At 71.2% G+C, this 19,266-nt stretch carries 16 protein-coding genes; 9 read left to right on the forward strand and 7 right to left on the reverse strand.

Annotated elements, in window-relative coordinates; genetic code table 11:
• Position 1 precedes the first annotated feature (1 nt).
• The 6 genes from ABD437_RS20710 to ABD437_RS20735 are packed head-to-tail and all read right to left on the reverse strand — an operon-like array spanning position 2 to position 5,469.
• Positions 2–1,186, reverse strand: coding sequence for an iron-containing alcohol dehydrogenase (locus ABD437_RS20710; RefSeq protein ID WP_344650533.1), 1,185 nt, complete (start codon positions 1,184–1,186; stop codon positions 2–4).
• A complete protein-coding gene (locus ABD437_RS20715; protein WP_344650534.1) occupies positions 1,179–1,925 on the reverse strand; it encodes an SDR family NAD(P)-dependent oxidoreductase in 747 nt (248 codons plus the stop codon). Before ABD437_RS20715 ends, ABD437_RS20710 begins: the two co-directional genes overlap by 8 nt.
• On the reverse strand, positions 1,918–2,715 hold the full coding sequence (locus ABD437_RS20720) for an HpcH/HpaI aldolase family protein (RefSeq protein ID WP_344650535.1): 798 nt from the start codon (positions 2,713–2,715) through the stop codon (positions 1,918–1,920). The genes ABD437_RS20715 and ABD437_RS20720 overlap by 8 nt, the downstream gene beginning before the upstream one ends.
• Positions 2,712–3,623, reverse strand: a complete 912-nt coding sequence (locus ABD437_RS20725) for a cupin domain-containing protein (RefSeq protein ID WP_344650536.1) — start codon at positions 3,621–3,623, stop codon at positions 2,712–2,714. The genes ABD437_RS20720 and ABD437_RS20725 overlap by 4 nt, the downstream gene beginning before the upstream one ends.
• Positions 3,620–4,549 (reverse strand): 3,5-dioxohexanoate:acetyl-CoA acetone transferase, encoded by a 930-nt coding sequence (gene kce / locus ABD437_RS20730; RefSeq protein ID WP_344650537.1) that lies wholly within the window; start codon positions 4,547–4,549, stop codon positions 3,620–3,622. Before kce ends, ABD437_RS20725 begins: the two co-directional genes overlap by 4 nt.
• Positions 4,549–5,469, reverse strand: coding sequence for a DUF6282 family protein (locus tag ABD437_RS20735; RefSeq protein WP_344650538.1), 921 nt, complete (start codon positions 5,467–5,469; stop codon positions 4,549–4,551). The genes kce and ABD437_RS20735 overlap by 1 nt, the downstream gene beginning before the upstream one ends.
• A gap of 204 nt (positions 5,470–5,673) precedes the next feature.
• On the opposite strand from ABD437_RS20735, the gene ABD437_RS20740 reads away from it, so the two are divergent.
• From ABD437_RS20740 to ABD437_RS20770, 7 genes are read left to right on the forward strand one after another with little or no spacing between them, the layout of a single operon-like run.
• Positions 5,674–6,558 (forward strand): ABC transporter permease, encoded by an 885-nt coding sequence (locus tag ABD437_RS20740; protein WP_344650539.1) that lies wholly within the window; start codon positions 5,674–5,676, stop codon positions 6,556–6,558.
• Positions 6,558–7,388, forward strand: coding sequence for an ABC transporter permease (locus ABD437_RS20745; protein ID WP_344650540.1), 831 nt, complete (start codon positions 6,558–6,560; stop codon positions 7,386–7,388). The genes ABD437_RS20740 and ABD437_RS20745 overlap by 1 nt, the downstream gene beginning before the upstream one ends.
• A gap of 8 nt (positions 7,389–7,396) precedes the next feature.
• Positions 7,397–8,494, forward strand: a complete 1,098-nt coding sequence (locus ABD437_RS20750) for an ABC transporter ATP-binding protein (protein WP_344650541.1) — start codon at positions 7,397–7,399, stop codon at positions 8,492–8,494.
• Between the two features lie 31 nt (positions 8,495–8,525).
• Positions 8,526–9,590: an extracellular solute-binding protein gene (locus ABD437_RS20755; protein WP_344650542.1), complete on the forward strand. Its 1,065-nt coding sequence runs from the start codon at positions 8,526–8,528 to the stop codon at positions 9,588–9,590.
• 8 nt (positions 9,591–9,598) lie between these two features.
• Entirely contained in the window at positions 9,599–10,357 is a 759-nt protein-coding gene (locus tag ABD437_RS20760) for an IclR family transcriptional regulator (RefSeq protein ID WP_344650543.1), read from the forward strand.
• Positions 10,341–11,309, forward strand: coding sequence for a cyclase family protein (locus ABD437_RS20765; RefSeq protein WP_344650544.1), 969 nt, complete (start codon positions 10,341–10,343; stop codon positions 11,307–11,309). The genes ABD437_RS20760 and ABD437_RS20765 overlap by 17 nt, the downstream gene beginning before the upstream one ends.
• Before the next feature lie 41 nt (positions 11,310–11,350).
• Positions 11,351–13,717 (forward strand): ATP-binding cassette domain-containing protein, encoded by a 2,367-nt coding sequence (locus tag ABD437_RS20770; RefSeq protein WP_344650545.1) that lies wholly within the window; start codon positions 11,351–11,353, stop codon positions 13,715–13,717.
• On the opposite strand, the gene ABD437_RS20775 is transcribed toward ABD437_RS20770, so the two are convergent.
• Complete coding sequence (locus ABD437_RS20775; RefSeq protein WP_344650546.1) at positions 13,702–17,403, reverse strand: NB-ARC domain-containing protein; 3,702 nt, start codon at positions 17,401–17,403, stop codon at positions 13,702–13,704. The two genes, ABD437_RS20770 and ABD437_RS20775, sit on opposite strands and share 16 nt — an antisense overlap.
• 103 nt (positions 17,404–17,506) lie before the next feature.
• On the opposite strand from ABD437_RS20775, the gene ABD437_RS20780 reads away from it, so the two are divergent.
• Positions 17,507–18,268: an SDR family NAD(P)-dependent oxidoreductase gene (locus ABD437_RS20780; RefSeq protein WP_344650547.1), complete on the forward strand. Its 762-nt coding sequence runs from the start codon at positions 17,507–17,509 to the stop codon at positions 18,266–18,268.
• Between the two features lie 33 nt (positions 18,269–18,301).
• Positions 18,302–19,249 carry an SDR family NAD(P)-dependent oxidoreductase gene (locus tag ABD437_RS20785; RefSeq protein WP_344650548.1) on the forward strand — a complete coding sequence of 316 codons (948 nt, stop codon included), beginning with the start codon at positions 18,302–18,304 and terminating at the stop codon, positions 19,247–19,249.
• Positions 19,250–19,266: the final 17 nt, after the last annotated feature.

Raw genomic sequence — 19,266 nt, forward strand, 5'->3', positions numbered from 1 at the left:
CTCATACTGTCAGCGCTCCGTCGTGGGCTCGTTCGAGGATGTCGAGCAGGGCCTCGCGGGTCGGCTCGATCGGGGCGATCGCGAGCAGCCGCTGGGCGCCCAGCGCCAGGTCCGCGATCCGTGGCAGCTGGTCGCGTCCCAGCCCGATCTCCGCGAGCGTGGCCGGTACGCCGATCGCCCGGTTGATCTCGACGACCCGCGCGATCGGCCCGTCCGGCGCGCCGAGGGCCTCGCCCAGTGCGGCGACCCGGTCCGGGACGGCCGGGCGGACCGCGTCGAGCACGTACGGGAGCATCAGACCGGTGCCCAGGCCGTGCGGGGTCTTGGTGAGCGCGCCGATCGGGTACTGCAGCGCGTGGCAGAGGTGCGTTCCGGTGGAGCCGAACGCGATGCCGCCGAGCAGGGAGCCGCGGGCCACCTCGCTGCGCGCCCGCCGGTCGCCCGGAGAGGCGACCGCGACCTCCAGCCACGGCCCGAGGTGCCGCGCGGCCTGCAGCGCGATCGGCTCGATCAGCGCGTTCCGGCCGGTGAAGACCGGCAGCGGGGCGGCCCAGCCGGGATCGAACGCCCGGGCGGTGTAGGACTCCACCGCGTGCACGAGCGCGTCGATGCCCGAGTACGCGGTGACGGTCGCGGGCGAACCGAGCGTGAGCTCCGGGTCGACGATCGCCGCCGCCGGCACCAGGAACGGGCTGGAGATGCCCACCTTGAGCTCGCGGTCGGGGTCGGAGACCACCGCGACCGGCGTCACCTCCGACCCGGTGCCCGCGGTGGTCGGCAGCGCGACGATCGGCACGACCGGCCCGGGCACCAGGTTCTCGCCGTAGTAGCTGTTCAGCGGCCCGCCGTAGGCCGCGAGCAGCGCGATGAGCTTCGCGGCGTCGAGCGCGCTGCCGCCGCCGATCGCGACGATGACGTCCGGACCGTACTCGCGGGCGACCGCACCGGCGGCGTCGAGCGTGTCGACGGGCAGTTCCGGCGTGACGTCGGAGTAGACCCTGACCTGGACCCCCGCCGCCTCCAGCCCGCCGACGGCCGCGGCCAGGTACGGGGTGCCGGTCAGGAACGGGTCGACGACGGCGAGGACGCGGCGGCCGTAGACGCGCACGATCTCCGGGAGCTGTTCCCGGGCGTCGTAGCCGAAGTGCACGCGGTCCGGGAGTCGTAACGTGCCGAGCTCAGGCAACGAAGCCTCCGTCCACCGGCAGGATCACGCCCGAGAGATGGCTCGCGCGGTCGCTGAGCAGGAACGACGCGGTCGCGCCGACCTCGGCCCCGGTGCCGGCCTTGCGCAGCGGCGTCTTCGCGATGCGCTCCTCGACGCCGCCGGGGATCGCCCGGCGGGTCGCGTCGAGCATCGGCGACTCGGTGGGGCCGGGCGCGATCACGTTCACCCGGATGCCGAGCGGGCCGAAGTCGTGCGCCGCGGTGCGGGTCAGGCCGATCACCGCGTGCTTGCTGGCCTGGTAGGCGCCCATGCCGGAGCTGCCGCGCAGGCCGCCGATGCTGCTCATGTTCACGATCGAGCCGTGGTCCTCGAGCGCGCGCACCTCTTCACGGATGCACAGCCACGTACCGCGTACGTTCACCGCCATGATCCGGTCGAACTCCTCCTCCGGAACCTGGTCGAGGCGGCCGGCCTGGGTCATCGCGGCGTTGTTGAACGCGCCGTCGAGGCGGCCGAAGCGGTCGACGGTCGCGTCGACGAACCGCGCGACGTCGGCCGCGTTCGCCACGTCGCCGGTGGTGTACGCGACGTCGTGCCCGTCCTTCTCGAGCTCGGCGGCCAGCTCCGCGAGCGGGCCCTCGGTGCGGGCCACCAGCATGAGCTTCGCGCCGTCGGCGGCGAACACGCGGGCGGCGTCGGCGCCGATCCCCGCGCTCGCCCCGACGACGAGGACGACTTTCCCGTCGAGGTCAGGCATCTGTCCTCCGTGTGGTCGAGGCGGCCGCGCCGGGGTCCGCGACCGAGCGGCCGGCCTGGACGGCGGCGCGCGCGGCGGCACCGAGCAGGCTGCCGTCGTTGCTGAGCAGGGTGAACGTGAAGCCGGTGTCGACGGCGTAGCGCACCGCGTCGGCGGTGGCCCCGCCCGCGTTGCCGACCGGCACGTGCGCGGCGCGCGCGGCGTCGACGACGTCGGCGACCAGGTCGGCGACGTCGGCGCGGCCCTCGCTCACCGACAGGTCGGCCGCGCCGACGAGCAGCGCGTCGATGCCGTCGGTCGCGGCGATCGCGCCCGCGTTGCGCACGCCCTCGGCGCTCTCGATCTGCGCGATGACGACGACCTCCTCCTGGCCGTAGCGCAGGTACTCGGCGCGGGGCAGGGCGCCCCACTGCCCGGCGCGGCTGGTGGAGCCGACGCCCCGGGTCCCGCGCGGCGGGAAGCGCACCGCGGTGGCCACCTCGCGGGCCTGCTCGGGGGTGTCGACGTGCGGCACCATGATGCCGTCGGCACCGGAGTCGAGGACACGCTGGATCAGGCCCTGGTCGCGGCCCGGCACCCGGACGATCGGCGACACCCCGGTGTGCAGGGCGGTGCCGATCAGCCGGTAGGCGGTCTCCAGGTCGACCGGCGAGTGCTCGAGGTCGATCACGACGAAGTCGAACCCGGCCAGCGCGACCAGCTCGACGACCTCCATCGCCGGGATCTTGATCCAGGTGCCGAGCGCCGGGGGTTTCGCCAGCGCCGCGCGGAAGAGGCTGGCGCGCGTCACGGGGCCGGGTAGTCGTCGGCGTTCAACACCCAGCCGCTGGCCGAGAAGTCGACCCGGGGCGGGCCGAAGATGTCGATCAGCTGCTGGTGCTCACCGATGCCCTGGGTGGTGTGCACGGTGGGCGGGGGGATGACGCAGATCGACGGGGTCGCGATCTCGCGGTGCTCGTCCTCGCGCCACTGGGTGGAGTCCGGCCCCCACGGGTAGCGGATGTGGTGCACGAACCGGCCCTTGACCGCGAGCGAGATCTGCTCGAAGTCGTCGTGGTGGTGCGGCGAGAGCTTCTTCACCGGCCGGGGCGCCGACTCCTCGGCGAGGAAGTTGACCATCATGTTCGTGGTGCGGAAGATGCGCCCGAAGCGTCCCTCGGCGATCGGGGTGTCGACCAGCCGGTAGACGCGCAACCGGAACCCGCCGACCGGATCCGGCCAGGGAACCAGCGGCGCCGCCCGCAGGTCCGGCTCGGCGAAGGCGTCGGCGTTGAGCGCCGCGGACGTCAGATCGGACGCCACGGTCGAGAACAGCCGGATGAGGACGCCGTCCGCGTCGACCCGGACCTCGCTGTCACCGGGGGGCACCACGACGAACGCCTCCTCGGCGATCGACTCGGTGGCCTCGCCCGCGGTGACCGTCACCGGCGCGCTGTCGGAGTACAGCAGCACCGCGTACTCGTCGGGCTGCCCGGTGCGGGCGAACACGTCGCCGGCTTTCGCGTCGGTGTAGGCGATCACCAGGTTCGACGCCCGGGCCAGCCAGGTGCGGCTGCCGTTCGGCGCGGTCTCGCTCGGATCCCGCGAGAGGAACTCGATCCACTGCGAGTTCTTGATCGGCGTCGACGGGTCGACCGTGCGTGCCGGGGCCGCCGCCGCGAGCTTCGAGCGGATGTCGTCCGCCGCGTACGTGGTCATGAAGATGTCCTTTCCGAGCCTCGGAGCGCCAGCATCGAACGTGCCTCGTCGGGGGTGGCGATCTCCCGGCCGAGGTCCTCCACCACGGCCCGGATCTTGCGCACCTGCTCGGCGTTGCTCGTCGCCAGCTTTCCCTTGCCGATCCAGAGACTGTCCTCGAGCCCGACCCGCACGTTGCCACCGAGCCAGGCGCTGTGCGTGCCGAACGTCATCTGGTCGCGGCCGGCCGCGAACGCCGAGAAGTAGTAGTCGTCGCCGAAGAGCTTGTCCGCGATCCGCACCATGTGTTCGAGGTTCTCGTGGTCGGCGCCGATCCCACCGAGGATCCCGAACACCCCCTGGATCAACAGGGGTGTGGGGGCCAGCCCGCGGTCCACGAAGTGCGCCAGCGAGTAGAGGTGCCCGATGTCGTAGCACTCGTACTCGAACCGGGTGCCGTTCGCGCCCAGGGTCCGCAGCGTGTTCTCGATCCGGTCGAACGAGTTCACGAACGGCTGGGAGTACGTGTTGAGCACGTACGGCTTCTCCCAGTCGTGCTTCCAGTCGGTCACCTTGTCGGCGATGCCGGAGTACACGAAGTTCATCGAACCCATGTTGAGCGACGCCAGCTCGGGTTCGAACGTCGTCGCGCCGGCCAGGCGCTGCTCCATCGTCATCGCGGTGGAGCCGCCGGTCGTGATGTTGATGACGGCCCCGGTGCGCGCGACGATCGGCGGCACGATCTCGGCGAAGATCTCCGGCTCCCAGGCCGGGCGCCCGTCGGGGTGGCGGGCGTGCAGGTGCACGATCGCGGACCCGGCCTCGACCGACTCCACCGCCGCCGCCACGACCTCGGCTGCGGAGAGCGGCAGGTACGGGCTCTGGGACGGCACGTTCACCGACCCGGTCACCGCGGTCGTGATGATGACTTTCGACGCGCGACGCATCAGGGCTTCTCTTCCAGCCCGAGCAGGTAGGCGGTGTTCCGGCAGATCATCTGGCGGATGTCGGCCGCCGGGATGCCGTGGTCGAGCAGCTGCTGGCCCATGTACAGGTAGGCGTCGACGGGCAGCGGGTTGCCCTTCTGACCGAGGTCGGAGTTGATCACGGTGTGCTCGGGCCCGATCGTGCGGATCCAGTTCACGAGCTTCTCGGTCGGCCAGCCGACGGCCTTCACCTCGGGGTTGTACATCGCGAGGTCGTGTTCGACGAAGACGCCGAGCCCGATCATCTCCTCGATGATCGCGTCGTTCACGTTCACGATGTAGTCGGGGTGGTGCAGCATCATGCGCTTCACGCCGGCCTCGCTGGCCGCCTTGAAGAACGCCAGCATCGAGTCCCCGTCGAGGTGGCCGCCGGTGAGCATGATCCCGGCGTCGGCGACCAGCTTGAGCACCAGGCGGGTGTCGGCGCTGATCTCGCCCGACTCGTCGTAGATCGAGACTTCCTTCTCGTACAGCTCACCGCCGGCGCTGGGGAACCCGTCGCCGTCGCTGTGCGCGCAGATGTGCTGGCCGGCCGAGACCGTCGGGCCCCAGACGCAGCGCCCGCCCATGTTGATCGCCAGCGCGGTGGCCGACGGGTTGATGCCGCCGACCTCGGAGTTGAGCGCGACGCCGCCGTAGACCGGCGTCGGAGCGTCCTTGAGCTGCGTCTTCATGGCCAGGACGTCCATGGCCGTGTTGTGGTGGTGCGACTTGACCAGGATCGCGCGCATGTTGATGCGCGCCCCGTCGTACGAGGCTTCCACGTGGTCGAGCCGGCGCGGGAACGGGCTCGGTCCGGAGTGGCAGTGCAGGTCGACCGCGCCGTCGAGAACCTTTAACAGCGCGGCCGACGGAGCCGATGCCTCTGCAGTGGTGGCCATGCGGGCGCCTCCATCGTTTGTTCATATCGCGTACTGCGTGTGCACACTACGGACAAGAGTTCTGGCAGTCCAGCCCCGGATACGTGCACTTTGTGATGCGCGTTCGTCGGTTGAGTTCACATTGCGAGTTCGACGGTTGCATGTTGAACTTCCGCCTGCTTCACTGTCGGAACTTCAGACACCGACCGCGAGGAGGCGGACGAGATGAGCGTCGAGCAGCGCGGGAGCCCTCCCCGGCGGTGGCGCACGCCGAGCCCGCAGTGGCTGCTCGTGCTCCCGGCACTGGCCCTGCTCACGGGGATCCTGCTGGTACCGCTGGGCCGCAGCGTCGCCACGAGCGTGGGATCGCCGGACTTCACCCTGGAGCACTACACGACGCTGTTCACCGACGGCGTCACGCTGAAGGTGCTGCTGCGCACCGCGGGCACGGCCGCCGCGGTGACGGTGATCGCGCTGCTGCTCGGGTACCCGTACGCGTACGTGATGACCCGGGTCGGGCCACGCATGCGCGGCGTGCTCATGGTCGTCGTCCTGGTGCCGTTCTGGACGTCGGTCATGGCGCGCAACTTCGCCTGGATCATCATCCTGCAGCGCAACGGGCCGGTGCACTCGTTCTTCCAGCTGTTCGGGCTGGACGTCGTGCTCTTCCAGACCGTCGGCGGCGTCACGATCGCGATGAGCCAGGTGCTGCTGCCGTTCATGGTGCTCCCGCTCTACACCGCGCTGGCCGGCATCGACCGCCGGCTGCTGCTGGCCGCCCGCGGGCTCGGCTCGCACCCGGTCAAGGCGTTCTGGACGATCTACTGGCCGCTCTCCCGCGGCGGGGTGGTCTCCGGGCTGATCCTCGTCTTCACGCTCAGCCTGGGCTTCTACGTCACGCCGGCGCTGGTCGGCGCCCCGCAGCAGTCGCTCGTCGCGCAGCTGCTCGGTCAGCGCACCACCCAGCTGCTGGACTTCGAGGGCGCCAGCGCGCTCGGCCTGGTCGTGCTCGTCGTCTCGCTCGTGCTCGTGGCCTGGGCCAACCGGGTGGGCGGCACGATCTCGGCGATCGGCGCGGTCGCGTCCACCGCTCCGGAGAAGGGCCGCTGATGACCGCGACACTGACCGCCCCGAAAGCGGCCGGGAAAGCCAGGAAGGTCGACGCGGTCCCGTGGTGGCTGAAGCTCGTCACCGGGGTCGTCGCGCTGTACTTCGTCCTGCCGACGCTGTTCGTCATCCCGATGAGCTTCAGCAGGGCGACGACCTTTCAGTTCCCCCCGAAGGGCTTCTCGCTCGGGCTGTACGAGAACTTCTTCACCAACCCGGTCTGGCTCGACGCCCTGCGCAACTCGGTCGTCGTCGCGTTGCTGGCGTCGCTGCTGGCCACGGTGATCGGCACCGCCGCCGCGCTCGGTCTGCACAACCTGCAGGGCCGGCTGGCCCGGTTCGCCCGGACGATGCTGATGATCTCGATCGTCACGCCGGCGATCGTCATCGCGGTCGCGGTGTACATCTCGTTCCTGCAGTGGCGGCTGGTCGGCACGCTCGCCGGGTACGTCCTGGCGCACGCGGCGATCGGCGTGCCGTTCGTGCTGGTCGCGGTCACCAGCGCGCTGGGTGGTTTCGACCCGAAGCTGCTCCGCGCGTCGGCCTCGCTCGGCGCCCCGCCGGTGCGCACGTTCCTGCGGGTCACGATGCCGCTGATCAGCCGGGGCATCGTCACCGGCGCGGTGTTCGCGTTCGTCACCTCGTTCGACGAGGTCGTCATCGCGCTCTTCCTGCGTTCGCCGGCGCTCCAGACGCTGCCGGTGCAGATGTACAACTCCGTGACCGTCGAGATCGACCCGACGATCGCCGCCTCGTCCAGCGTCGTGGTCACCGCCGTGACCACCGCCTGCCTGATCCTGCAGTTCGTGGGCAGCCGCCGGAAGTCCCGTTAGGAACCCCCATGCCTGTCGAAGCAACCACCACCACGACCAGCACCGGCATCCGGCTGGAGAACGTCACCAAGAACTACGGTCTGGCGACGCCGGCCGTGGACGACGTGTCGCTGAGCATCGAGCCGGGCGAGTTCATGACGCTGCTCGGCCCCAGCGGTTCGGGGAAGACCACGACGCTCAACCTGATCGCGGGCTTCGAGACCCTCACCGCCGGCACCATCGCGTTCGACGGCGCCGACGTGAGCAGCCTGCCGCCGCACAAGCGCAACCTCGGCATGCTCTTCCAGAACTACGCGCTGTTCCCCCACATGACCGTGGCGCAGAACGTCGCCTATCCGCTGCGCGAACGGAAGGTTCCGAAGCCGGAGATCGCCCGGCGCGTCGCCGAGGTGCTCGAACTCGTCCAGCTCACCGGGCGGGACGGTCACCATCCGAACCAGCTGTCCGGTGGTCAGCAGCAGCGGGTCGCGCTCGCCCGCGCGATCGTGTTCGACCCGAAGGCGCTGCTCCTCGACGAACCGCTGGGCGCGCTCGACCGCAACCTGCGCGGCACGCTGCAGGCCGAGATCCGGCGGATCCACCGCGAGGTCGGCACGACGTTCGTCTTCGTCACGCACGACCAGGAAGAGGCGATGAACCTCTCCGACCGGATCGCGTTGTTCAACAACGGCCGGATCGAGCAGGTCGGCACACCGGAAGACCTCTACCAGCGCCCGGAGACGCTCTTCGCGGCCCGCTTCCTCGGCGACTCCAACGTCTTCGCGCTCGAGCAGGCGCCCGAGGGCGACAAGGTCCGCTGGGAGGACAACGTCTGGGCGGCCGAGCCCGGCACCGGGTCCGCCGGCGACGACACCGCGCTCGTCGTGCGTCCGGAGGACGTGCGGTTGGCGCCCGACAACGGCGAGACGCCGCCGGGCGCCAACGCTGTCGGCGCCACCGTCCGCGACCTCGAGTACCTCGGTTCGTACCGGATGGCCGTGCTCTCGCTCGGCCGGTCCGGTGTGACCGGCAAAGCGCGGCTCGACGCGTCGCACTCCGATCTCACGCTCGGTCAGCCGGTCACCGCGTGGTGGCCGGTCGACCGCCAGCGTCTCGTAGCCATCTGACCGACCCCCACCCCCTGCGAAAGAGGCAACGATGCCCAGACGTCTGTCGGCCGTGCTCAGCACGGTCCTCGCCGTGAGCCTGCTGGCCGCGTGCGGCGGCGGCGGCGCCGCCGAGAACGACCCCGACGGCAAGGTCACGCTCACCTTCACCGGCTACGGCGGCGACGGCCAGAAGGCCATGATCGCCTCGTACCAGAAGCCCTACTCGGCCGAACACTCCAACGTCAGCTTCGTCAACACCTCCCCGCCGGACGTGGCGCAGGTGAAGGCCCAGGTGCTGAGCAAGTCGGTGAAGTGGGACGTCGTCGCGGTGGCGCCGGCCGCCGCCACCCAGAACTGCGGCACCCTGTTCGAGGAGCTCGACTTCTCCGACCTGGCGGAGAAGAACAACCTGGTCGACGGCACGGTCGGCAAGTGCTACCTGGGCAACTGGATCAACGCGAACCCGATCGCCTACCGCACCGACGCCTTCCCGGACGCGGCCAAGGCCCCGAAGACGGTCGCGGACTTCTTCGACGTGAAGAAGTTCCCCGGTAAGCGCGGGGTGCTCACCAACATCCAGAACGGCGTGCTGGAGTACGCGCTGCTCGGCGACGGCGTCGCACCGGAGAAGATGTACCCGCTGGACGTGCCGCGGGCGCTGAAGAAGCTCGACACGATCCGCAGCCAGACGACGTTCGCGCCGAACGTCGGTGCGTTGCAGCAGGCCGTCGGCGCCGGTCAGGTGGACATGTTCATCCTCCCGGACTCGCGCCTGGTGCCGCTGATGAACTCGGGCACGAAGATCACCGTCACCTGGGACGTGACCGTCACGGCGCTGAACGCGTTCGCGATCCCGAAGGGGTCGCCGAACAAGGAGGCCGCGCGCCGGTTCATCGAGACCGTCGTTTCTCCACAGTCGGTCGAAGCGATCTCCGAGGCCCTGGGGACACAGCCCATCAACACGGCCGCGAAGGCCACACTGTCGGAGAACGCGCAGAAGGTCCAGGTGGCCGGTCCGCAGAACACCGGGAAGGTCGTCCAGCAGGACGTCGACTGGTACTCGAAGAACTTCGATCAGGTCAACACGCAGGTCAACAACTGGCTCGTAGGCTAGGACAGAACATGGCGAACTCAGACCCGAGTGATGTCTCGACCCCCGACATCCAGGCGGTCACCCGCGTCGGTCAGATCTGTGCGCTCTTCGGGCCCAGAGTCCCGGAACTGTCGGCGTCCGACGTCGCCGACCGCACCGGGCTGAACCGCACGACGGCGTACCGGTACTGCACGTCGATGGTCCAGGCCGGCATCCTCGAGCGCGGCACCCGGCGCGGCACGTTCGCGCTCGGGCCGCTGATGCTGGACCTCGGGGCGTTGGCCCTGGGGCGTCAGCGGGTCGTCGAGATCGCCCGTCCCCACCTGCAGAAGCTGAGGACCGCCGTCCGGATGACGGCGGTGCTCAGCGTCGCCGGCGCGCACGGCCCGATCGTCGCGCTGGTCGAAGAGGACACCAGCCGGGTGGTGGTGATGACCGTGCTTCCCGGGACGAAGCTCGACGTCACCGCCGCGCAGACCCGGCTGTTCCTCGCCCACGCCGACGCGTCGGCCACCGAGGACCTGCTCGCGGACCTGTCCCCGGTCGAACGGGTCCGCCTGGAGGCGGACGTTCGGTCGGCCCGCGAGCAGGGCTTCAGCTTCGTCCGGCCGCCCGGGGGTCCCACCGCGGTGGCCGCGCCGATCTTCGACGCCAACGGTCTGTGCGCGACCGTGGCGATCCTCTCGGCGGGCGACATCCCCGACCTGTCCCCCGCGCTCGAACACCTCCTGGCCACCGCCGGGGGGCTGAGCGACGAACTAGGAGCTGCCCGTGCCGCCGAAGTATGACGACCTGGCATCGGCCGAACCGCCCTACTCCAGCTGGGAGTACTTCGGCCGGGACGACCAGCGGGGCACGATCAACTTCCTGACGCCCGAGCGGGTGGCCGCCGCGGCGCGGCTCATCCGCACCGGCACGCAGTTCGGGCTCGACTACCCGGTGAACGCGTTCGAGCCGTACCCCACCGGCACGCGGCCGGCGACGCGGCACCACGTGTTCGCGAACAACGAGTTCCACCGCGACGACTGGATCGACTCGTTCTACCTGCAGTCCACGTCCCAGGTGGACTCGCTGCGCCACATCGGACACCCCGCGCACGGCTTCTACAACGGGCGGTCGCCGGCCGACAACGACCCGCCCTCCACCGACCTGGGGATCCACGTCTGGGCCTCCACCGGCATCGCCGGGCGGGGGGTCCTGCTCGACGTCGAGCGGTACTACCCGGGGCCGGACTACGACCTCGAGAAGACCGTTCCGCTCGACGCCGCGACGCTCGACGCGGTGGCCGACGCGCAGGGCGTGACCTTCTCCGGCGGGGAGATCCTGCTGCTGCACACCGGGTGGGCGAAGCACTACCTCGCCGCGCCGGCCGACGACCGGGCCCGGATCAAGAACCTGTCGCCCGGGCTGGCCCAGCGCCGCGAGGTCGTGCGCTGGCTCTGGGACCACGAGATCGCGCTCGTCGCGTCCGACAACCTGGCGGTCGAGGCCGATCCGGTGGTCGAGTCGGACTTCCGGATCCCGGGCGCGCGCCCGCCGGAGCGGGGCGTCAACCACGACGGCATGCTCCACCGGCCGCTGATCGCGCTGCTCGGAATGGCGATGGGCGAGATGTGGAAGCTCGACGAGCTCGCCGCCGACTGCGCCGCCGACGGTCGCTACGACTTCTTCCTGACCTGCAAGCCCCTGCACCTCATCGGGGGTGTCGGCTCTCCCGCGAACGCCATCGCGGTGAAGTGAACAATCGTTTGCCTCGGCGGGAACGTGCAACGATCGCGGGCATGTCCTCGAGAACGCCTGCTGTCGCCGACACCCACGACGTCATCCGCGTGCACGGAGCCCGCGAGAACAACCTGAAGGACGTCAGCGTCGAGCTGCCCAAACGACGGCTGACCGTCTTCACCGGCGTCTCCGGGTCGGGCAAGAGCTCGCTGGTGTTCGACACGATCGCCGCCGAGTCCCGGCGGCTGATCAACGAGACCTACAGCACGTTCGTCCAGGGCTTCATGCCCACCCAGTCGCGGCCCGACGTCGACGTCCTGGAGGGCCTCACCACCGCGATCATCGTCGACCAGCAACGCATGGGCGCCGACCCGCGTTCCACCGTCGGCACCGCCACCGACGCCCATGCGATGCTGCGCATCCTGTTCAGCCGGCTCGGGCAGCCGCACATCGGCTCACCGCAGGCGTTCTCGTTCAACGTCGCGTCGATCAGCGGTGCCGGCGCGGTGACCGTCACCAAGGGCGGGCAGACCGTCAAGGAACGCCGGGAGTTCTCGGTCACCGGCGGGATGTGCCCGCGGTGCGAGGGGCGCGGTTCGGTCAACGACATCGACCTCTCGGCGCTCTACGACGAGGACCGGTCGCTGAACGAGTCCACGATCAAGATCCCCGGCTACAGCATGGAGGGCTGGTACGGGCGGATCTTCCGGGGCGTCGGCTACTTCGACCCGGACAAGCCGATCAGGGACTACACGAAGAAGGAACTGCAGGACCTGCTCTACCGGGAGCCGACGAAGGTCAAGATCGACGGCATCAACCTGACCTACTCCGGGCTCGTCCCCTCGATCCAGAAGTCGTACCTGTCCAAGGACATCGACTCGCTGCAGCCGCACATCCGCGCGTTCGTGGAGCGGGTCGCGACGTTCACGACGTGCCCGGAGTGCGGGGGCTCGCGGCTCAACGAGGCGGCCCGGTCGTCGACGATCGACGGCATCAACATCGCCGACGCGTGCGCGATGCAGATCACCGACCTGGCCGGGTGGGTGCGCGGCCTGTCCGACCCGTCGGTGGCTCCGCTGCTGGCGACGCTGCAGCACACGCTCGACTCGTTCGTCGAGATCGGACTCGGCTACCTCTCGCTCGAGCGGCCGTCGGGCACGCTGTCGGGCGGCGAGGCGCAGCGCACGAAGATGATCCGGCACCTCGGGTCGTCGCTCACCGACGTCACGTACGTGTTCGACGAACCGACCATCGGGCTGCACCCGCACGACATCGCGCGGATGAACACCCTGTTGCTGCAGTTGCGCGACAAGGGCAACACGGTGCTCGTCGTCGAGCACAAGCCGGAGGCGATCGCGATCGCCGACCACGTCGTGGACCTCGGGCCGGGCGCGGGCACCGGGGGCGGCGAGGTGATGTTCGAGGGCACGGTGTCCGGCCTGCGCAGCAGCGGGACGCTCACCGGTCGCCACCTCGACGACCGGGCGTCGCTGAAGCCGTCGGTGCGTACCCCCACCGGGACGCTGGAGGTCCGGGGCGCGTCCACGCACAACCTGCGCGACGTCGACGTCGACGTGCCGCTCGGGGTGCTGGTCGTCGTCACCGGCGTGGCCGGGTCGGGCAAGAGCTCGCTGATCCACGGCTCGGTGGCCGGCCGCGAGGGCGTGGTGGCCGTCGACCAGACGCCGATCCGCGGTTCCCGGCGCAGCAACCCGGCCACCTACACCGGCCTGCTCGAACCCATCCGCAAGGCGTTCGCCAAGGCCAACGGGGTGAAGCCGGCCCTGTTCAGCGCGAACTCCGAGGGCGCGTGCCCGAACTGCAAGGGCGCCGGCGTCATCTACTCCGACCTGGCGATCATGGCCGGTGTCGCGACCGTCTGCGAGGTGTGCGAGGGCAAACGCTTCTCCGCCGACGTGCTCGAGTACACGTTCGGCGGCAAGGACATCAGCGAGGTGCTCGGGATGCCGGTCGCCGAGGCCGCCGGGTTCTTCGCCGACGGCGGCGGCAAACTCCCGGCCGCGCACAAGATCGTCGAACGCCTCGCCGACGTGGGCCTGGGCTACCTGACCCTCGGGCAGCCGCTCACCACGCTCTCCGGCGGGGAACGGCAGCGGCTGAAGCTGGCCACCCAGATGGGCGACAAGGGCGGGATCTACATCCTCGACGAGCCGACCACCGGCCTGCACCTGGCCGACGTCGAGAACCTGCTCGGGCTGCTCGACCGGCTCGTCGACGCGGGCAAGTCGGTGATCGTCATCGAGCACCACCAGGCCGTGATGGCCCACGCCGACTGGATCATCGACCTCGGCCCCGGCGCCGGCCACGACGGCGGCACCGTCGTCTTCGAGGGCACCCCCGCCGACCTGGTGGCCGCCCGCTCCACCCTGACCGGCGAACACCTCGCCGGCTACGTGGGCGGGTAGTACTCGAAGCCGTAGAGGCCGGCGGCGCCACCGGCCGCGACGAGACCGTCCGCGCCGACCGCGACCGAGAAGAGGGGCCCGTCGACGCGGACGTGCACCAGACCGCGACCGGCCGCCGGATCCCAGATCCGGACGGTCCGGTCGCTGCTCGCGGAGGCGATCCACCTCCCGTCCGGCGCGACCGCCACCGCGTTCACCGGGCCGGCGTGGCCGTCCAGCGTGCGGCGGAGGTCGCCGGTGTCGGCATCCCAGAGCCGGACGGTCCGGTCGCCGCTCGCCGTGACGATCCAGGTGCCGTCGGGCGCGACCCCGACCGCGGTCACCGGGCCGGTGTGCCCGTCGAGGGTCCGCAGACGCTCTCCGGTCCGCAGATCCCAGACGAGGGCGATCCCGTCGTGGCCGACGGAGACGATCCAGCGCTCGTCCGGCGAAACGGCGACACCGTACACGCGGCGCGTGTGGCCGGTCAGGGCACGGATCTTGGCGCCGCTGTGGACGTCCCAGATCCGCACCGTCGTGTCCGCGCCGCCGGTCACGATCCGCGTACCGGACGGGGTGAACGCCGCCGCGTGGACGTGCCCCCGGTGACCGGTCAGAGTCCGGACATGGGTCTGCCGGGGCGCGTTCCAGACCTGCATCGTCCCGTCGTGGTCCGCGGTGACGATCCACCCGCCTCCCGGGGAGATCGCCGCGGTGTTCACACGATTCAGATGACCGGCCAGGGTGGAGGCGATCGCGCCGGTCCGGGCGTCGCAGATCCGTACGCGTCCGTCGCCCCCACCGGTCACGACACGAGTCCCGTCCGCGGACAGCGCCACCGCGTAGACCCGGCCCGGATGGCGCTCGTCACTGATCCGTGGCGTCCCGGCGTCCGGGTTCCACACCCGGACGGTCCGGTCGTGGCTCGCGGTGAACAGCAGCCTGCCGTCCGGTGACAGCGCGGCCGCGCCGACCGCGGACGTGTGTCCGGTCAGGGTCCGGACTTCGCGCCGGTGCCGGGGATCCCAGACGTGCACCACACCGTCGCTGCTCGCGCTGGCCACACGTGTACCGCCGGCGGCCCAGGTGATCGCCTGCACGGGTGCCTGATGCTTCACCCCCCACCTCGACTGCGCCGTCCGCACCCCGCGGATCCGGACCGACCAGTCCCTACCGCCGGACGCGAGCCACTCCCCGTCCGGCGACACGGCCAGCGCCAGAGTTCCGTCGTCGTGTCCGCGGCGGACCTCGAGGAGGGTTCCGTCCGCCGCGTTCCACCGGCGCACGCTCGCGTCGTCGCCCGCGGTCGCGAGCCAGGCGCCGTCCGGCGACACCGCCAGCGCCCGCACCGCGCCGTACCGGCCCGGCAGCGTGCGCCGCAACGCGCCGGTGCCCGAGTCCCAGATCCGGACCGTGCCACCCGAGCTACCGCTCATGATCCCGCTGCCGTCCGGTGAGACCACCACCACCTGCACGGCGGTCCGGTGGCCGGTCAACGTCCGCAGCAGATCTCCGGTGCGAACGTCCCAGATCCGGATCTTCCTGTCGTCGCCGCCGGTCGCGATCCAGGTCCCGTCCGGAGAGATCGCGACCGTCCGGACCCCGCCGGAGTGCCCGTCCAAGCTGCGCGTCACGGCGCCCCGCCGCGCATCCCAGACCAGCGCCGCGCCGTCCTCGCTCCCGGTCACGAGCAGCGTCCCCTCGGATGACACCGCCACTGCGCGAACCGGACCGGTGTGGGCGGTGAGAGTGCGCAGGAGCGCCGGATCAGGTCGGTCGGGAAGCGGCCAGCGATTCGCGATCCGGGGCATCGCCGCATCCGCGGGTTGCCCGGCGATCAGCGACCCGAGCCCGGCATATCCGTCGAGCCTGGATCGGAGCGTCGTCTCCAGACTCTGCGGTGGATCCGCGGGGACGAGCAGGTGCGCGTTCTGGCCGACCGCCTGCGACAACACTCCACCACGAGGGTGACCGGCACGGGCCAGATCGATCTGCAACCCGCCGGGCCCCTCGTGGCGCAGCCGATAGGTCATCCACTCGATGCGCTCGACCAGCGCGCCCGCCTGATCGGCCTGCCCGGCGGCGACCAGGTGCACGGTGACGTGCGCGCGGAGGTAGGCGGACGCTGCGGGCAGCGTCCACCACGCGGCGGTCCCGCTGTCGCGCGTCAGCCGGGTCCGTGCGGCGCGCAGCAGGGCGAGGTGCGCGGCGGTCTGCTCGGAGGAGTGCCGCAGGTAGGCGTGCAGAACGTCGTGCAGTCGCAGAGTCTGCTGGTCGGCACGGTAGAGCGCGAGCGACCGGGCGGACAGCGTACGCACGAACCGCCGGCACTCGTCGGGGGTCAGCTGACCCGTCTCGCCCCAGAGCAGCTCGAGGACGTCGAGCGGGATCTCCGTGTCGTCGTCGAAGATCGCCAGCTCGGCGTACCGGGCCCGCCGAGCAGGCGCGAGCGTCGCGAGGCTCGCGCGGATCGTGGCGTCGAACGCGTGCTGCCGGTCGTCGGCGTCCTCCAACGCCAGGACCGCCGGGCCGTCGGCGGCGATCTGCCCAGCGAGGCGCGCGGCGGCCGCCCGGGGTTCGGCGCCCTCGTGGATGTCGGCATCGAGGATGCCCTGAACCAACCGGAGCAACAACGGCCAACCGCCGGTCAGGGCGATCAGCTGGTCGACCGAGGCTTCGTCGAGCGCGTCCAGCGCGCCGGTGACGAGGAGCGCCCGCGCCTGATCCGAGGTCATCGGATCGACCGGGACGCGGCGTGACATCGGTGGAAGGACGTTGCGGTCGCGGGTGGTGACCAGCCGCGTGACCGTCGACGGGCCGTGGAGGAACGGCTGGAGATCCACGGCGTTCCACACGTCGTCCACGACGAGCAACACAGCCGGGTACCGGGTGAGCACCTCACCGAGATGCAATCCGGCCTGTTCCGGATCGGCGAAGGACGGTCGGTCTCCGGTCAGCCGGGCCACGAGGTCGTTCACCTTCACGGCGATGTCCGCGGGTGCCGGGTGCTCGCCGAGCGTCACCCAGAGGACCCCGCCCGGATAGCGCGCAGCGATCCCGGGGCGCCCGCAGACGAGCTGCGCGAGCGTCGTCTTCCCGATCCCGCCCGCGCCGTGGATCCCGATCACGCCGACGGTCGCCTCGATCAGGGCGGTGACCAACGATCCGCTCAGCTCGGGCCGGTCGATCACGTCGGCCGGAGCGTGCGGAGCCAGGATCGGACGCGAGCGCGCCTCGATCGCGCGTAACGCATCGGTGAGGAGTTCCTTCAACCGCGCCGGGCTGTCGAACGAGGGGGCGACCCGTCCGGTCTGCGCCTTCTTCCGGAACGCTTCCTGCCGGTGGGCGGTCGGCGCCTCGTGGAACCGCGCCGGGACGGGAGCATCCAGGTCGAGCTGGAGGACCAAGCACGTCAAGCCACCCTCGGTGGCCGTGTCGAACTCCAGCTCGCAGTAGGAGCGCTCATCGGGGTCGCCGGGAACGGGCGATCCGTACCGGTGACCGAGGATCCCGACGTAGACGTCGCAGTCCAGGACCACCCGGGAGCTCTCGCGACCGGCGGACGAGTCGGCCGGGGGGAACCACCGCATGTCGACCGGCACATGGCCAGCCTTGCCGACCGCCTCGATCGCCGCGTCGACGTAGGAGAGCCCCTCCGGGAACGACGCCAGTTCACCGGTGTGGGACAGGAAGACCCGCAGAGGCACAGCACCATCCTGGACCATCGCGGTCGGCGGATCGCCGCGCTCGATGGGACCCATCCGGATTACTCATTTCCGCAGCGCTCCGGTGCGTCCTAGCGTTCGCGTCATGAGGATCCGTTCGGGCGGGCGCTGCGCGGGGAAGATCGTGGTCGTGACCGGGGCGGCGCAGGGGCAGGGGGCGGCCGAAGCGGCCGCCCTGGCCCGTGCGGGTGCCACCGTGATCGCCACCGACGTCCGTGATCCGGCCGAGGCCATCACCGGGGTGGTGTTCCGCACGCTCGACGTGACCTCGGCCGACGGGTGGGCCGCGCTGGCGGCCGAGCTCGGCGACGTCCACGGGCGGGTCGACGGGCTGGTCAACAACGCCGGGGTGGCGGCGCGTGACCGGCTGCCGGACGTGCCGCTCGACGCCTGGCACCGGGCGATCGAGGTCAACGCCACCGGGCCGCTGCTCGGCATCCAGGCGTTGGCGCCGCTGATGGGGCCGGGGTCGTCGATCGTGAACGTCTGCTCGGTCGCGGCGCTGGGCGGACACGCCGCGGCCGCGTACACCGCCAGCAAGTGGGCCCTGCGTGGCCTGACCCGCACCGCGTCGATGGAGCTGGGCGCGCGAGGCGTCCGCGTCAACGCGGTGATGCCGGGGCTGATCGACACGCCGCTGATGGCGGACGCCTCCCCCGCGTTCGCCGCGGCGGCGCTGCGCGAGATCCCGCTCGGCCGGGTCGGCACACCCGCGGACGTCGCGCCGCTCGTGGTGTACCTGATCTCCGACGAGTCGGGCTACGTCAACGGCGCCGAGATCGCCGTCGACGGCGGCCTGACCGCCCACGTCTCCCACAAGGGCATCGCCGACGCCACCCGCGCTTGACTTCGAGCGCGCTCGAAGGTCGACGATCGGGGCATGACCGAACGCATCACCACACCCTTCGGCGCGGCCTCGACCGCCGCGGACGTCGTCGCCGGCCTCGACCTGGGCGGGAAGCGGGCGATCGTCACCGGCGGCGCGTCCGGGATCGGGGTCGAGACCGCCCGGGCCCTCGCGCTCGCCGGCGCGGAGGTCACGCTGGCGGTGCGCCGCCCCGGCCCGGCGGACGAGGTCGCCGGCGACCTCCGGCGGTCCACCGGCAACCCCGCGGTGCACGTCGCACCGCTCGACCTCGCCGACCCGGCGAGCATCACCGCGTTCGCCGACGCCTGGACCGGGCCGGTGCACATCCTGGTGAACAACGCCGGGGTGATGGCGATCCAGGAGCTCACCCGCACCGCGGGCGGACGCGAGACGCAGTTCGGCACCAACCACCTGGGGCACTTCGCGCTCGCCAACGCGCTGCACCGCGCGCTCGCGGCCGCGGACGGCGCGCGGATCGTGTCGGTGAGCTCGAGCGGTCACCTGCGCTCGCCGGTCGTGTTCGACGACCTGGACTACCGGTTCCGCGACTACGACCCGTTCGGCGCCTACGGCCAGGCCAAGACCGCGAACGTGCTGTTCGCGGTGGAGGCGACCCGGCGCTGGGCCGACGACGGGATCGTCGCGAACGCGCTGATGCCCGGTGGGATCCACACCGCGTTGCAGCGCCACGTCGGGGGCAGCGAGTACATCGCGCTGGCGCGGGAACGGTTCGCCGCGGCCGGCGTCCACTTCAAGACGCCCGAGCAGGGTGCGGCCACGTCCGTGCTGCTCGCGGCCTCGCCGCTGCTCGACGGGGTCGGGGGACGGTACTTCGAGGACTGCGCCGAGGCGGTGGAGATCACCGAGCGCACGCCGGTGACGGTCGCCGGTGTGGCCGCCTACGCGCTGGACCCGGCCAACGCCGAGCGGCTCTGGGAGGTGTCGTTGGCCCTCACCTGAGCCGCCCGGCCCGGTGG

The organism is Cryptosporangium japonicum (assembly GCF_039524755.1).
Lineage (GTDB): Bacteria > Actinomycetota > Actinomycetes > Mycobacteriales > Cryptosporangiaceae > Cryptosporangium > Cryptosporangium japonicum.